Origin of the sequence: Microcoleus sp. PH2017_24_DOB_U_A (assembly GCF_020738205.1) — a bacterium.
In the GTDB taxonomy this organism is placed as follows: Bacteria; Cyanobacteriota; Cyanobacteriia; order Cyanobacteriales; family Microcoleaceae; genus Microcoleus.
The window spans coordinates 24,753-40,335 of the sequence record NZ_JAEQCT010000042.1 but is presented as its reverse complement, the minus strand read 5'-3'; the positions used below and the strand labels follow the sequence as shown (position 1 = coordinate 40,335).

14 protein-coding genes are annotated in these 15,583 nt (G+C 43.5%); 11 read left to right on the top strand and 3 right to left on the bottom strand.

Annotated elements, in window-relative coordinates:
• Positions 1-90: 90 nt before the first annotated feature.
• From JGK07_RS12490 to JGK07_RS12460, 7 genes are all read left to right on the top strand, one after another.
• Positions 91-1,425 (top strand): flippase, encoded by a 1,335-nt coding sequence (locus JGK07_RS12490; RefSeq protein WP_293183723.1) that lies wholly within the window; start codon positions 91-93, stop codon positions 1,423-1,425.
• A complete protein-coding gene (locus JGK07_RS12485) occupies positions 1,422-2,639 on the top strand; it encodes a hypothetical protein (RefSeq protein ID WP_293191973.1) in 1,218 nt (405 codons plus the stop codon). Before JGK07_RS12490 ends, JGK07_RS12485 begins: the two co-directional genes overlap by 4 nt.
• 38 nt (positions 2,640-2,677) lie before the next feature.
• Positions 2,678-3,739 (top strand): hypothetical protein, encoded by a 1,062-nt coding sequence (locus tag JGK07_RS12480; protein ID WP_293223987.1) that lies wholly within the window; start codon positions 2,678-2,680, stop codon positions 3,737-3,739.
• 18 nt (positions 3,740-3,757) lie between these two features.
• Positions 3,758-4,684, top strand: a complete 927-nt coding sequence (locus JGK07_RS12475; protein WP_293206946.1) for a glycosyltransferase family 2 protein — start codon at positions 3,758-3,760, stop codon at positions 4,682-4,684.
• Positions 4,685-4,837: 153 nt separating this feature from the next.
• Positions 4,838-6,088, top strand: coding sequence for a glycosyltransferase family 4 protein (locus tag JGK07_RS12470; RefSeq protein WP_293191969.1), 1,251 nt, complete (start codon positions 4,838-4,840; stop codon positions 6,086-6,088).
• 315 nt (positions 6,089-6,403) lie between these two features.
• Entirely contained in the window at positions 6,404-7,285 is an 882-nt protein-coding gene (locus JGK07_RS12465) for a glycosyltransferase family 2 protein (RefSeq protein WP_325315236.1), read from the top strand.
• Between the two features lies 1 nt (position 7,286).
• Positions 7,287-8,453, top strand: coding sequence for a glycosyltransferase family 4 protein (locus JGK07_RS12460; protein ID WP_293223985.1), 1,167 nt, complete (start codon positions 7,287-7,289; stop codon positions 8,451-8,453).
• A gap of 66 nt (positions 8,454-8,519) precedes the next feature.
• Here the strand turns inward: JGK07_RS12460 and JGK07_RS12455 are convergent, their stop codons facing one another.
• Positions 8,520-8,684 carry a hypothetical protein gene (locus tag JGK07_RS12455; protein WP_293290888.1) on the bottom strand — a complete coding sequence of 55 codons (165 nt, stop codon included), beginning with the start codon at positions 8,682-8,684 and terminating at the stop codon, positions 8,520-8,522.
• A gap of 34 nt (positions 8,685-8,718) precedes the next feature.
• Between JGK07_RS12455 and JGK07_RS12450 the strand changes: the two genes are divergently transcribed.
• From JGK07_RS12450 to JGK07_RS12440, 3 genes are all read left to right on the top strand, one after another.
• Positions 8,719-9,960 carry a glycosyltransferase gene (locus JGK07_RS12450; protein ID WP_293183714.1) on the top strand — a complete coding sequence of 414 codons (1,242 nt, stop codon included), beginning with the start codon at positions 8,719-8,721 and terminating at the stop codon, positions 9,958-9,960.
• A 58-nt stretch (positions 9,961-10,018) separates the two neighbouring features.
• Positions 10,019-11,101 (top strand): NAD-dependent epimerase/dehydratase family protein, encoded by a 1,083-nt coding sequence (locus JGK07_RS12445; protein ID WP_293183713.1) that lies wholly within the window; start codon positions 10,019-10,021, stop codon positions 11,099-11,101.
• A gap of 110 nt (positions 11,102-11,211) precedes the next feature.
• Positions 11,212-12,018 (top strand): WecB/TagA/CpsF family glycosyltransferase, encoded by an 807-nt coding sequence (locus JGK07_RS12440; protein WP_293183711.1) that lies wholly within the window; start codon positions 11,212-11,214, stop codon positions 12,016-12,018.
• Positions 12,019-12,218: 200 nt separating this feature from the next.
• Here the strand turns inward: JGK07_RS12440 and JGK07_RS12435 are convergent, their stop codons facing one another.
• Positions 12,219-12,494: a hypothetical protein gene (locus JGK07_RS12435; RefSeq protein WP_293183709.1), complete on the bottom strand. Its 276-nt coding sequence runs from the start codon at positions 12,492-12,494 to the stop codon at positions 12,219-12,221.
• 142 nt (positions 12,495-12,636) lie between these two features.
• Here JGK07_RS12435 and JGK07_RS12430 point away from each other — a divergent pair, with 142 nt between their 5' ends.
• A complete protein-coding gene (locus tag JGK07_RS12430) occupies positions 12,637-14,103 on the top strand; it encodes an Ig-like domain-containing protein (RefSeq protein ID WP_293183707.1) in 1,467 nt (488 codons plus the stop codon).
• Between the two features lie 377 nt (positions 14,104-14,480).
• Here JGK07_RS12430 and JGK07_RS12425 read toward each other — a convergent pair whose 3' ends face one another.
• Positions 14,481-15,419 carry a class I SAM-dependent methyltransferase gene (locus tag JGK07_RS12425; protein WP_293191965.1) on the bottom strand — a complete coding sequence of 313 codons (939 nt, stop codon included), beginning with the start codon at positions 15,417-15,419 and terminating at the stop codon, positions 14,481-14,483.
• Between the last annotated feature and the right edge of the window lie 164 nt (positions 15,420-15,583).

Here is a 15,583-nt window from a genome sequence, read left to right as displayed (position 1 = left end):
TGATATACTATATTAATGAGCCTGGTTTTTGATTAATTCCCGAACGCTCGAAAAGTATATTTATTTCTGACAAGGACTGAAAACTTTCTGATGTTAGATAAGCTAAATGCGGTCAGTCAAAAGCTCGGCCCCGGCCTCCGCCAGGTACTCGGCAACCTGGCTTGGCTGTTGACTGACCAAATTTTGCAGATGAGTCTGGGTCTGCTGGTGGGAGTGTGGGTAGCACGATATCTGGGCCCGGAACAATTTGGCTTAATCAATTATGCGATCGCCTTTGTTTCGCTGTTTTCCTCGGTGGCAACAATGGGATTGGGTACTCTGGTAGTGCGAGACATTGCTCGCAATCCCGACTGCAAAGAAGAGACTCTAGGGACTGCTTTTGCCATACAATTAGCAGGCGGAATCATCACTTTACTGCTCACTGTCACAGTGATTTCAATACAGAATCCCAATGACAGCTTAACTCGTTGGCTGGTAGGGATTATCGCCGCCGGCACGATTTTTCAGTCCTTTGAAACAATAAATTTTTGGTTTCAATCTCAAGTTCAATCTAAGTATACAGTTGTCGCTAAAAATTGCGTATCATTACTGGTTGCAGGACTCAGAATCGGATTAATTCAACTCAAAGCACCACTGATTGCTTTTGCTTGGATCAGGTTGGGAGAGGTAGCATTAGCCGGATTGGCGATCGCAATTGTCTATCAAAACAAGGGAAATGATTTAAAGCTGTGGCGAGTCAGTTGGCAGCGAGGTAAAGAACTGCTTCACGAAAGTTGGCCGCTGGTGCTTTCAGGCTTGGCGGTTTTTATTTATTCCAAAATCGATCAAATCATGCTCGGCTCTATAAATAAAACTGAGTTAGGATATTATGCAGTTGCAGTCAAATTATCAGAAATATGTGATTTTTTGCCTGTGATCATCGCTTCTTCTATTTTCCCGAAACTCGCACAGTTAAGAGAAAAAAATTATGGCGAATACTTAAAAAACTTTCAGATTTACTCAGATGCCATGTTATTTTTGTGGTTGGGAGTGGCATTACCAATCTCTCTGCTAGCTCCTTTCATAGTCCAAACTCTCTACGGCGCTCAATATACAGAGTCAGCCAGGGTATTGTCAATCTACGTTTGGGCTCAATTTGGCAGTAACTTCGGCATCGCTAGAAATACCTATTTTGCCTTAGAAGGTCAACTGCGATACGGTCTTTACTTGACATTTATTGGCTCATTTTTTAATATAGTATTGAACTCTCTACTAATTCCTAAATATGGAGCTTTTGGAGCAACTGCGGCAACTTTAATTACTTATTTCTATGTAATTATTTTAGTCAACTTTTTGATTAAAGAACTGAGACCTTTTGGTAATTTAATTCTGAATTCGCTGAATTTATACAAGGCTGCATCCAGGCTGATAGGATTGATCAAATGATTGAAATTAAACCCAAGCTCGAACACCGATCGCACTGTCCCTCTTCTGGGCAAATACTCAAACCTGTCAAAGTATTGTGGCAAGGTTCCCGCATCTGTGTTGTGTCTGAGTCTCCAGGAGGTGGCGAAATCATTGACGAGTTGAGAATTGGCCACGCGGCTAAAACTGCTTACAGCATTAACTTAGCTGAAGGAACAACTTTTAGTGATGACAAATATGCGGAAGAATTTTTAGCAAAACCCTTGCTCAAATCTCTGCAAAATCCTCAAAACGAACACCTAGAAATTACTCAAGAAATCTTTAAATCTTGCGATCGGGCGATCGTATTAAACTGCATCGATTATCTGTACGGACACAGCCTTTTAAAGTTGCTCAACGCACAGAGACATTTAGAATCTCACCCAGAATTTGGTTTGATTGTCATTGTCCAAAAATTTATGAGGTGGATGGTTCCCGAAGGAGTTGCTGAAGTCTGGACAGTACCTATATCGCTGAAAAACGGTCAGTGTTACTATCCCAGTTTTGGCAATTTTGTCAGCAAACAGTTAGAACGTTTCCAGGAAGTTTACATCAGTGAAGCCTATTCTCACCCCAGTCAATTTGACATTAGTAAATTTACGGGGGTTGCCAAACACGATTTTGATAAGGAAGAATACAAAATTACTTTTGTTTGGCGGGAAGATCGGCTGTGGTGCCGGCATTTGCTTGTCAAAATTTTCCGAAAAATTAACTTGCTACAAATTCCTTTAAGTATTCAAAATTGGAAAGTGCAGAGGTTGTTTGCGAAAATGCGAAAGTTGCTGCCGCAAGCTAAGTTTGCAGTTGTAGGTTTAGGCAAAAACACTAGCTTTCCAGAGTGGGTAGAAGATTTCAGAGTGGATAAGTTCGATGAAAAAACTGAGAGGCAAATGTGTCAGGTTTATTCAGAGAGTCGCTTGGTAATTGGGATTCACGGTTCCAATATGTTGCTGCCTTCGGGACACGCTGGTATGACGATCGATATGATCGATGAAAGGTGGGGCAACTTTGCTCAAGATATTTTATATCAAGAAACAGACCCCAGACTGTCTTCGTTTCGCTATCGATATCTGCCGCTGGCGACTAGCTTAAAAAACTTAGCGCATATTGGTTCTGAAATGATTATCAAGCGCTTGGATTTCTATTTTCACATGACGGGCGATTCCCTTAGGGATAGCTTCGCTTCACGGCTTTAATTTACTCCAAACTGTAAATATAACAGGAGATAGACACGATGAATGACAGCGGTTCTGTTTACATAGTTACTGGAATGTGCTGCGATGAAGAAGGCCAGGAAAGTAAATATCCCCAAGGATCGGATGCTAAATCTTCTTCGGAAAAATTTCAATCAGTTTACTGGCGATGTGCGGTGGTATATTTTGCTTCCAGCGTTAGAAATAACCCGGCAGCTCAGCATATCTTATTTACGAATGCCGATCGCATTCCAAATATTGAAAGCTTTAACACCGTTGAGTTTTTCGACAAAATCGGAGTTAAAGTTGTCCAGATTCCATTTACCTATCAGCCACCAATGGAATACTACCCCGCGTTCAGAAGTACCTTTTTTAAGTTTGACATAATTCAATATTTGAAAAATCATTCAGCGTTAAACGATCGCTGTATAGCTTTAGACTCTGACTGCGTGTGGGTAAACTCCGCCGATCGCATAATTGCCGATATTGAAAAACAAGGTTTGGCTACCTACGATTTGTACGAGCCTGAAGACAAAAAAATCAGCGGTTTAACCAGGCGAGAAATGCAGAAAATTTATGAGGAATTAGGCTATAAAGTAGATGAGCCTCCCAAGTATTTTGGTGCAGAATTTATCGTAGGAAGTGGCAAACACATTAAAATATTGTCCGACGAAGTAGACTCGATCTGGGAGACTTGCTTGCAAAGATTTGCCGAAGGAAAGACAAAATTAAATACAGAAGAGCAGATGCTCACCTACATTTACAACAAGCTGGGATATGCTCGCAGCAGCGGCAATGCTTATTTTAATCGAGTGTGGACATCGCCGATCATTCATACGGCAACTGAGGCTGATTTAAAAATGGATATATGGCATTTGCCAGCCGAAAAAGGATACGGAATTAAGCGAATTTTTGCACAAGTTTCTAATCCCCAATCAGATTTTTGGAATTTGCCTTTAGGAGAGCAGTTTACTAAATATGTTGCGGGTTATGTTGGCATACCACAACGGAATATTTCTAAGACTGTCTTGGATGTTTTTGACAATAGAATTTCTGGTATCAAAAGGAGATTGTCGAAAGTCAAAAGTGTTGTCAGCAATTAGCATAGTGGAGTTGTGTAAATGTTCGATCGACCGTTAAAAACCCCCGTCGCTTTTATTATTTTCAAACGTCCCGAAGAAACTCAGAGAGTATTCGCAGAAATTCGCAAAGTCAAGCCGTCAAAATTGTTAGTAGTTGCTGACGGGCCGCGGCCGGACAAGCCGGGAGAAGACGCGCAATGCGCTGCGGCTCGCGCGATTATTGAGCAGGTGGATTGGGAATGCGAAGTTTTGCGGAACTATGCTGAGACTAATTTGGGCTGTCGCCAGCGAGTTTCTAGCGGGTTAGATTGGGTGTTTGATACGGTGGAAGAGGCGATTATTATTGAGGATGATTGTTTGCCTGATAGTAGCTTTTTCTACTTTGCTGAAGAGTTGTTGGAACGCTACCGATACGACGAAAGAATTATGTCGATATCTGGTCAAAACGTGCAGTTTGGCAAGCAGCGAACTGATTTTAGCTACTACTTTTCTCGCTACACTCATTGCTGGAGTTGGGCGAGTTGGAGGCGAGCTTGGCGACACTACGATCTAGATATGAAGCTGTGGCCTTCGGTTCGAGATGGCAATTTTTTGATGGATGTATTGGGAGATGCTCATGCTGCCAAAATCTGGACTAAAACTTGTCAGTTGTGTTACGACAAAGCTATTGATACATGGGATTTTCAGTGGACATTTGCGAGTTTTATTCAAAATGGTTTGAATATTTTGTCTAATGTCAATTTAGCTGCAAATATCGGACACGGAACGGGGGGGACTCACACGGATGATATCAATAGTCCCTACAACAATATGTCTGTTGAACCGATCGCCTTTCCTCTAAAACATCCTCCGTTTGTGATTCGGGACGCCCAAGCGGATCGCTTTACTCAAGAGAGTTTATATGATTACGATCCGAAATTGGTCAAGAAAGTCCAGCGCAAAATTAAAGGATTATTGAAAATGTAAGTAAAAATGCTGTTTTTTAGATATCCTACTTTTTGAATGAGTCTGGGATTTGGGTATTTGGTTTGGGATTTTTATGAAGGATTTAACCACAGAGGGCGCAGAGGGCGCAGAGAAAGAGAAGAGGAGAAGGGATTTGATAATGAGGATGTTTGGATGAAAGTTTTGCTGGTGAGTAATTACGATACTAAAGGTGGTGCTGCGAGGGCGACTTATCGGCTGCACAAGGGCTTGCAAAGTATCGGGGTGAATTCCGAAATTTTGGCTGGTTATAAGTTTAGTGATGATGAAACTGTGCGGTTGATGCCGACAAGGTTAGGAGAAAAGTTTAAGAGTCTCCGAGGAAAATTAAATAGATTGCCGTTAAAAGTTTATCCCAAACTAGGTCAGGTAATTTTTTCGCCGCAATGGGTTCCTGATTCCTTGGCATCGGAAGTTGCCAAAATTAACCCTGATGCGATCAATTTGCACTGGGTTTGTGAAGGTTATATGCAGATTGAAACTCTGGCTAAGTTTAATAAACCGGTGGTTTGGACGCTGCACGATATGTGGGCGTTTACGGGTGGATGTCACTACAGTGAAAATTGCGATCGCTATCTTGATGCTTGCGGTGCTTGTCCGCAACTGCACAGCACTAAGGATGCTGATATTTCTCGTTGGATTTGGCAGCGGAAAGCTGAGGCTTGGCAAAATTTGAATCTGACTTTGGTAACTCCGAGTCATTGGTTGGCTGAATGCGCGAAATCTAGTTCTTTGTTGAAAAATTATCGAGTTAAAGTCATTGCGAATGGCCTTGATGCTGAACTCTACAAGCCGCTGAACCGCCCGCAGGTGAGGGATAGTTTGAATTTGCCTCAAGATAAACAGTTGGTCTTGTTTGGGGCGATGCAGGGTACGGGCGATCGCTGGAAGGGGTTTCCGTTGCTGGTTCCGGCTTTGCAAAGCCTCAGTCAGTCGGGTTGGCAAGATAAGATTGAACTGTTGGTTTTTGGGTGTTCTGAGCCTGAAAGCCCGATCGATGTTGGTTTCAAAACTCATTATTTAGGCAGGTTGGATGATACTACTTTGTCACAGGTTTATGCAGCGGCGGATGTGATGGTTGTACCTTCGCGGTACGAAGCTTTTGGGCAGACGGCATCGGAAGCCATGGCTTGCGGTACGCCTGTGGTGGCTTTTGATGTGACGGGACTAAAAGATATTGTCGATCGCCAGTACAATGGCTATTTAGCCCAACCCTATGATACCGAGGATTTAGCGCGAGGGATTGCTTGGGTGCTAGAAGATGGTGAGCGGCATCAAAAGCTTTGTCGCCTAGCACGAGAGAAAGTTGAAGCCAAGTTTACCTTAGAAGTGCAAGCTCGCGAGTATCAAAATCTTTATCAAGAAGTTTGCCAAACTCCTAAGTAAGTAAAACTGATTAAATGTAAAACTTGTAGGGTATTTATAATGCCGATTTTTGGGTGTTTATTAGTATATTTTCGGACAGCCGACGTGTTGATTGTTACAATTACACCGTCAGGCAATTAGAGGCTGGGCAAAGCTGGCCAATCAAAAAATAAACGATCGACTAAATATCTTGATACTTGTGACAGATTAAGTTATTAATTGAATAGGACTCGCCTGCGATCGGCATTGTCGATCGCCCGAGGACAGTTTTATACCAATTTTGCACAAACAGCCCAATATTTGATATAGATGGAGCAGATAAGTATAGCAGTCCTGATGACTTGCCATAACCGCAAGTTAAAGACTTTGGCCACTCTAGAGTCGCTGTTTAAGCAAAAATTAACAAAGGAAATTGCACTCAATGCTTATCTGGTAGATGATGGTAGCACTGATGGCACAGCAGAAGTAATACAGCAAACATACCCTCACGTCAAGATTTTTTCGGGAGATGGTAACTTATTTTGGAATGGAGGAATGCGGGTTGCTTTCAGCGAAGCTATGAAAGACGATCCAGACTACTATGTCTGGCTCAACGACGACACCGTACTCGAACCAGAAGCTTTCAACGACTTGCTCGCCACCAGTAGCGAGCTAATCAAAAAAGGAGAAAAAAAGGCGATCGTTGCCGGCTCTACTCGCGATCCAGAAACCGGTGATTTTACATACGGCGGTATAGTCAAGATTACCCCATTACTTCCCTTTAAATTTCGCTTCCTTCAGCCAACAAAAGCACCTCAGCCTTGTGACAGCATGAATGGTAACTGCGTGTTAATTCCCCGCAGCGTGGTTGAACTGGTTGGCAATCTCGATCCAGCCTTTATTCATTATCTATCAGATTGGGAATACGGTCTGCGTGCCCGACAAAAAGGCTGTACAGTTTGGATAGCTCCAGGCTATCAAGGAACCTGTTCTCCCAATCCGCAATCAACAACAATAGCGGCTGCCAATATGAGTGAAGGCTTGGAAAAAATGAACCAACCCAAGGGTTTAGCTTTTAAAGATGCTACCCTTCAACCCTGGGAAGAGTGGAAAGTTTTTGCTCGCCGTCACGGTGGTTTATTCTGGCCAGTATATTGGTTGCTACCTTACAGAAGGTTAGTTTGGTTTTCAGTTTTAAGCAAGCTGGGATTCAATAAAAACAAAACTGAAGGTGAATAGCATGGTCGATAGAGATGATTTGCGCGTCGCTTGGCTGGTTCCAGAAGTAGAATTGGGCGCATATTGGCAGCCTGTATTAAGAGAATTTACAAAAGTATATAAAAATACTGTGTTTTATACTGGTCGCGTTTGGTCTGGGTTCGATCCGACGCTACCGGGAGCATCAGCAATTAAATTGGTAGGGGAGACTAAATTTGTCGAGACAGAAAAGATCGAAACAGGATACGATCGCGGTTTCATCGCAGTGTCGCCTAGAATCATCGGTCACTTGCTCAAATTTAGGCCACAAGTAGTTTTTCCTCAAGCTTTTTCTTTGTGGACTGTCTTGGTAATTCTCCTCAAACCGCTTTGTCAATGGCGAGTTGCAATTATTTATGACGGGAGTTCGCCAAACACAGATTTTCGAGATTCGAGTTTTCGGACATTCGCCAGACGCATTTTAGCTAAGTTTGCCGATGCTTTTGTTTCTAACAGCCAAGCTGGAAAAAGATATTTGGTGGAAGTTCTCCATGCACCCCAAGAGCAAGTTTTTACGAGAACTTATTTAGTTCCCGATGCGGAAACGCTGCTGAAACCTTTGGTCACAACCAAGCCACTAAATTTAGATCTCAAACACCCAGTTTTTTTATATGTGGGACGGATCACAGCTAGAAAAGGAATTAAGACGCTGTTAGAAGCTTGTGCCCTTCTCAAAAAGCAAGGATATTCTGATTATACTTTACTAATTGTTGGCAAGGGCGACCAGCGAGAGGAGTTGGAAGCTTTTATTAAAGAGCAAGATTTCCCCGAGCAAGTAAACTGGGTGGGATGGGTTGACTACGGAAGTTTGGGAGCTTATTTTCAGCTTGCTGATATTTTTGTTTTTCCTACTTTTGAGGATGTCTGGGGTATGGTTGTACCGGAAGCAATGGTGTTTGGGAAACCGGTATTGTGTTCTAACGGTGCAGCTTCCTGTGAGTTAATTGCGTCTGGGGAAAACGGTTATATTTTTGACCCTAACAATGCCAAGGAGTTGGCAGAAAAAATGCAGATTCTCATAGACAATCCTAATTTGATTGAATCGATGGGAGAGTGTTCGCGACAGCTAATTTCTCAAAAATCTCCTGAAACAGCAGCTAAAGCTTATGTCGAAGTTACATCTTTTTTGATGAAGTCAGTTGACGGTTGACGGTTGACAGTTGACAGTTGACAGTTGACAGTTGTTAGTTGTTAGTTGTTAGTTGTTAGTTATTGGTTATTGGTTATTTATTACCAATAACTTCCTGATTCTATCTACAATGCCCGATGCCCTGTTTGGCCAATTCCCAATTCCCAATTCCCAATTCCCAATGCCCAATGCCCAATTCCCAATTCCCAATTCCCAATTCCCAATTCCCAATTCCCAATGCCCAATGCCCAATGCCCTATTCCCTATTCCCTATTCCCAATTACCTATGAAAGTTTTATTATCTGCCTTTGCTTGCGAACCAAATCTAGGATCTGAAGAGGGAGTGGGATGGAATACTGTTATCCAATCTGCTAAACATCACGAAAGTTGGGTATTTACTCGGACGTTTTGTCGATCGTACATTGAAGCAGAACTAGAACGCAATCCAGTGCCCAACCTGCACTTTGTTTATTTCGATCCGTTTGGGTGGAGCGAAGATTGGAAAGGAAAACAAGGATTGCTGCAACTTCACTACTATCTGTGGCAAATCTGGGCTTATTTTATCGCTCGAAAGCTCGATCGCGAAATCGGTTTTGACATAGTACACCACGTAACTTATGTCAAACATTGGTCACCAAGTTTCCTGGCGCTGTTGCCGCATCCTTTTATTTGGGGGCCTGTCGGGGGTGCAGAAGCAGCACCAAAGCCTTTTTGGCAAGATTTTAGCCGCCGGGGCAGAATTTATGAAACACTGCGAGCATTGGCTCAAAGCGTAGGAGAACGCGATCCGTTTGTGGGGCTGACGGCGCGTCGCAGTGCGATCGCGCTAGCAACTACCGAAGAAACAGCAGCCCGACTGCGATTTCTCAAAGCAAAAAATGTGAAAATTTTCTCGCAAGTCGGTTTGTCCCAGCAGGAAATTGAGGAACTAGAAAAATTTCCAACCCCGCCCGATCGACCAATTAGATTTATTAGTGTGGGTCGTCTATTACACTGGAAAGGAGTGCACTTGGGACTCCGTGCATTTGCGGAGGCAAACGTGGAAGAATCGGAATACTGGATTGTGGGAGACGGCCCGGAAAGGCAGCGTTTAGAAGCTTTGGTAACAGAATTGGGACTGGCAAATAAAGTATATTTTTGGGGAGCTTTATCGCGTACTGAAACTCTTTCAAAAATGGGCGAGTCTCATGTTCTCCTCCATCCGAGTTTGCACGACTCGGGAGGTTTTGTATGTACTGAAATCATGGGGATTGGGCGTCCTACGATTTGTTTGGATTTAGGTGGGCCTGCGACTCAAGTAACGGCCCAAACTGGCATTAAAGTCAAGGCTACCGAGCCCGAAAATTCGACGAAAGGTCTAGCAGAAGCTATAGTGTGTTTAGCGCACGATCGTGAATTGCGAGATCGCTTGGGTCGAGCCGGTCAAAAGCGCGTCCGGGAAATATATGACTGGAACATAAAAGGTAAATTTTTTGCCGAATTGTGCGCCGAATTGTGCGAAGATGTATTCCAAGGCAAATCAGGATAACTTCTGATTTGTGCGATCGCACAAAACAAAGAAAACTATATTTTTTAGGCGGTGAAACGTGAGCGTTGCAATTATTACTGGAGCGGCGGGTTTAATTGGATCCGAGGCTTGTAAATTCTTTGCCAAACAAGGTTTCGACATCGTTGGCATCGACAACAATATGCGTCAGTTCTTTTTTGGTGCTGATGGTTCTACTAATTGGAACCGCCAACAACTCGAAAAATCACTGGGAACAAAGTATTACCATTTAGATGTGGACATTCGCGACTATGAAGCGATTACCAATATCTTTCAGCGGTATGGCGAGTCGATCGAGTTAGTAATTCACACAGCAGCCCAACCCAGCCACGATTGGGCTGCCCGCGCTCCTAAAATAGATTTTACCGTCAACGCTAACGGTACTCTCAATCTTTTAGAAGTAACTCGCTTGTACTGTCCCAAAGCCGTTTTCATTTTTACTTCTACCAACAAAGTATACGGCGATACGCCCAACAAATTACCTTTAATTGAATTAGAACACAGGTGGGAAATTGAACCAGGTCACACTTACGAAGGTGGGATTCGGGAAGATATGTCAATCGATCAGTGCCTGCACAGTTTGTTTGGTGCGTCTAAGGTGTCCGCGGATATTTTAGTTCAAGAATACGGTCGTTATTTTAATATGAATACGGCTTGTTTTAGGGGTGGCTGTCTGACTGGCCCAAATCATTCGGGAGCTCAATTACACGGATTTCTCGCCTACTTGATGAAGTGCGCCGTGACAGGAACTCCCTACACCGTCTTTGGGTACAAAGGCAAGCAAGTCCGCGACAACATTCACAGTGCTGATTTAATTTCTGCTTTTTATGAATTTTATAAAGCTCCCAGAAGCGCCCAGGTTTATAATACAGGAGGAGGCAGATATAGCAATTGTTCGATGTTAGAAGCCATCCAGATGTGTGAGGCAATTGCTGAACGCAAATTTAATTGGACATATGCAGAAGGGAATCGCATTGGCGATCACATTTGGTGGATTAGCGACAACTCAAAATTTTCCAGCCACTATCCTGACTGGAAAATGAAATATAACGTCAAACAAATCCTACAGGAGATTTATGACTGTAACCGCGAGCGCTGGCTGAAAGAAGGGGCGCAGAATTGAGCGGGACAAAAATAATGGGCTGGCATTTTTGGTAAAGATTGAATACAACGTTAAACAAATCCTACAGGAGATTTATGACTGTAACGGCTGTTGGCTTACAGAGGTGTTCTATGATCGATCTCGGGAAAAAGAATGTACTAGGCATATTAGTAAATGCCCTGAATTATGAAGCGGCTGTCAGCAAAATTATTGCGGCAGCCAAGGCAGGAAAACCACTTTCAGTTTCGGCTCTAGCGGTGCACGGGGTAATGACAGGGGTTCTTGACAGCACTCACCGCTATCGGCTCAATCACATTGACTTAGTATTGCCGGATGGACAACCGGTAAGGTGGGCGTTAAATTTGCTCTACAATACGGGATTGCCCGATCGAGTTTGCGGGCCGAATGCGATGTTAGAAATCTGCGAACGTGCGGCCGAAGAAGGATTATCTATCTATTTGTACGGCTCTAAAGCTTCTGTACTGGAGGCTTTGTCTCGCAATCTCTGCCAACTTTATCCCAAGTTAATTATTGCTGGAACTCAGCCTTCTAAATTTAGGCACGTTTCGCCGGAAGAGAAAAAGGAAATTGCGCTGCAAATTCGCAACAGCGGTGCAGCCATTACTTTTGTAGGTTTGGGCTGTCCGCGACAAGAAGTCTGGGCTTACGAATACCGGGATGACATATCAATGCCACTGATTGCTGTAGGTGCAGCCTACGATTTTCATGCGGGAAATTTGGCTAAATCTCCTGAGATTTTAGGTAAGATGGGTTTGGAATGGCTGTTTAGGTTCATGAAGGAACCCCGACGCCTCTGGAAGCGGTATGTTTTGTTAAATCCGCTTTATATCTGGCTGTTTTTGCTGCAAGCTTTCAAATTAAAAGAGTTCGACCCCAAAGACGCCACGCCGCCTGTGGAAGAAGTATTGTATGGTTGAATTTTATCTATTGTGTTGTAAATAGTCAGTTTTGACTAATAAAAAGCCACAAGCCGAAAGTAGAAATAATAAATAATTATTTTAACTGGCAACTTTAAACTTGTGACTATTTAAATCGAGAATTAATGGGTTGTTTTCTGTGATTTTTGTTTTGCTTGCTTTGTAACTTGCTATTTAGATTGCTGAGGAACTAGCAGCCGTCATTGTTCGATCGTTTGGGGGACTTGAACTCGACAGCCAGCACAGTTGCAGCCTGAAGTTATGAGGGCGAGGTCTCCTATTTTGTCAGAGTTGATTTCTGGCAGCGAGGATTGGGTTTCGTCTTGATTTATGTCTGGATTGGCTGATATTTCGCCATTGCGCTCAATGCTGGGATTTGGGGAAATTCGGGTGCTAGCATTAGCGGGATTTACCGCTAAGATCGTTAAGGCTACAGAACCGGAGCAGCCGAGCAAAGTTAGTAGGTTTTTGTTCACGATAACTTTCCTGTAGAGGGGAAAGACATTAGTTTAACAGACTGATTTGAGCCATCGCATAAAATTTAACTTTTTATTTGAGATTGCTTGTTTGTATTGAAACAAGTTTGGCAATTAGTCTAGTCTAAATTCAGGCTATTGTATGTTTGTGGGAAAATTAAAAAAATTAGAGCCGATCGACCGCACGGCTGTATCATTGATGGTATTGCTGAGTTTCGCGATCGGGTTTTTGCTTGCTCTGGGCGATCGATCTTTACCGAAAGTGCGCGATTTTAGCTGGGAAAACAAACAAGTAGGGGCGAGAGATACGGCTTTTGTCCTGACTTTCAGCCGCCAGATGGATCGTGCAAGCGTTGAAGCAAACCTGCACGTCGAGCCACCTTTGCCGGGAAAAATTAGTTGGTCGGGGCGACGGCTAGTATATACTTTGATCGCGCCTCCCCAGTACGATCGCACTTATACAATTTCATTGCAACAAGCGCGGGAAAAACTAGGTTCTGACAAACAAGGAAATGCGATCGCACCGTTTGTCAGTCAATTTAGCACGCCCGATCGCGCTTTTGTTTACACTGGCACAGAAGCCTCAGAAAAAGGGCGGTTAATTCTTTACAATCTCACCCGCAAACAAAAAATCATCCTCACTCCTGAAAATTTAGTAATTAAAGATTATAGAATTTACCCAGCGGGCGATCGCATTTTATTTTCTGCTAGCCAATGGTCAAAATATCAGCCTGGTTTGTACGAACAATCCTTGTATGCCGTCACTACAGGCAGAAGTTCCGATCCGGCTCAAAAACCTGGCAGCATTCAGCAGATTTTAGGCAATCAAGACTATGAAAATCTCAAATTCGATCTGTCTGCTGACGGCAAGACGATCGCGATTCAGCGGGCAAAGAGGGGCAATGCAGAGGACATTGGTTTGTGGGTAGTGCGATCGTCCACTTCGGCGGTGCCGCAGCGGTTGTTAAGTCATCCCGCTGGAGAATTTGCGATCGCCCCAGACAGCGCAACTTTAGCCAATCCCCAAGCAGACGGGATCGCCATTTTATCCCTCACACCAAACGTCAAACCTTTAGAGTTCATACCATCTTTTCGGAGAGTGTTCAGCTTCACTCCCGACGGCAGAGAATCGGCAATGCTCAAGTACAATAGCGATTTTACGCAGTCAATCTTTTTAGTAACCAACCAGGGATTGCAAAAAGAATTGATCCGCACCGCCGGAGAATTCCTCAACTGTCAGTTTGATCCCAGAAATCCTCAGCTTTACTGCTTGTTAACCAGGCGCCAGCCCGGAAAAGATTTTTCCGAGCAACTCACCCTAGAAGCAATTAATTTGCAGACATTTGCAGTAAAACCGCTGTTAGTTTTGCCCGACCAAGTGGAGACAAAAATGAGCTTGTCGCCCGATGGGTTAGAATTGCTGTTAGATCGGCTAGTTGTCAAGAAATCGGAACCAGTCGCAGGAGATTTGAGAACAGATGGCGGAAATGCGATCGCCTCTTCAACTCTCATACTTTTAAACTTAAAAAACCCACCGGCATCTACTAATAATTCTCCATCACCCGAAGACTTGCCTTTAAAAGGATTCCGCCCCCGCTGGCTGCCCTAAACAAATCGAGACTCCTAATTTTTTCATGCAGATTGTCTCATCCACCTTATTGTACCCAAAAAAGATCGAAAATCTCATAGGAGCGACGCACCGACAATATTTGAGGAAACCACCCGGAGTTTCACACCGTATGCAGAGCTGGTGAGTCAGGGTAGCATCTCAGTTTGCTTGAATAGTGCCACATCGCTTGCGATAGCTTTATAGAAGCTTTGCTATGTGGGGAAAGTAGCACTAAGGCAAAAAAGACGTAATTGCCCAAGTTAGATGCACCCGTCCGTCATGCGTAAGTTCTGTCTTAGGTAATGGGAAGCCTCGCTTCTGAAATTCTCAAGGTAATAAGAAATTCTCAAAGCCTTATTTCCCTTCCTTCGCTCTTACTATGACTTTTGTACAACAATTCTGACTGAATCGTATTTTTTCTCGTCGGGAGCCAGAAATGTTTTCAGTAGTAACTTCCAAGCTTGGAGTTTACTGTTTGCTTTGGGCTTTACCATCCCAGGAGATTGCCTTGAATCGAGCGCATTCAAAATTTTTCTTTCATCATCGATCCAACCGTTAGTAAATAGGCGATAGTAGCCATTAAACTCGGTAGAAATCACCTCAAATCCCACCTGTTGGCAGATAGCGCGCAAACTGTCCGGTGTGAAGAAATAAAAATGCCTTGGCACATCTAGATGGAGCCATGCAATCCCTGATTCTTTTAGCGCCCTACACGAGTTATTTGGTACTTCCATCACCAATTTGCCGCCGTCCACGAGCAACTCCATGGTATTGCGGAGTGCCAGTACAGGATTTATGGTATGTTCCAGTACGTGGTTCATAATAATCATGTCGTATTTTCTCGACGTGATTTCCGGGGGCAAAGATTCAGCAGTGCCATAATATACATCAAGATTTCGTTCCTCGGCGAAACGCAAAGCTTGTCTATCTGGTTCTACTCCCCAGACTTTGTGACCATCCAATTTGAAGTCTTCCAGCAGTTTGCCATTGGCGCAACCGATTTCTAGTATCGAGTAAGAAGAAGTCCCGAACTGCTGTTTCCACCATTGAGTGGTGACATCTACTCCCTTATCGAAACGCCAAGCTAGATGGGTTCGCAATTTATCGAAGAAGGAAATAGAAGAGGGTGCTTCTGAGTCGGTAAATTCTGCATGGTGAGTATAGTAATCGTCGATGTCGTAGAAGCTCTCAATTTGGTCTAGTTCTGGTAGAGGATGGAGGCATCCAAGTTGTGATTTTTGACACCAGTACAATTGAAATGACTCTTTATTTGCAGGTCTTCGCCAATCACCCGGGATGAATAACCAGGGTTTCATACTCTGTCCCGATATAAGGGAAACTACAGTAGGACTTAAGGGCTTCTGAGTTTGCATTGGAGTTCTCCTTATTTTACAGACTTGATGTACTGATAACCACCGGAGTCGCAGTTTACATCATGAAATCAGTTATCGCAGTTGAAAATTGTGTGTTCTGATACACA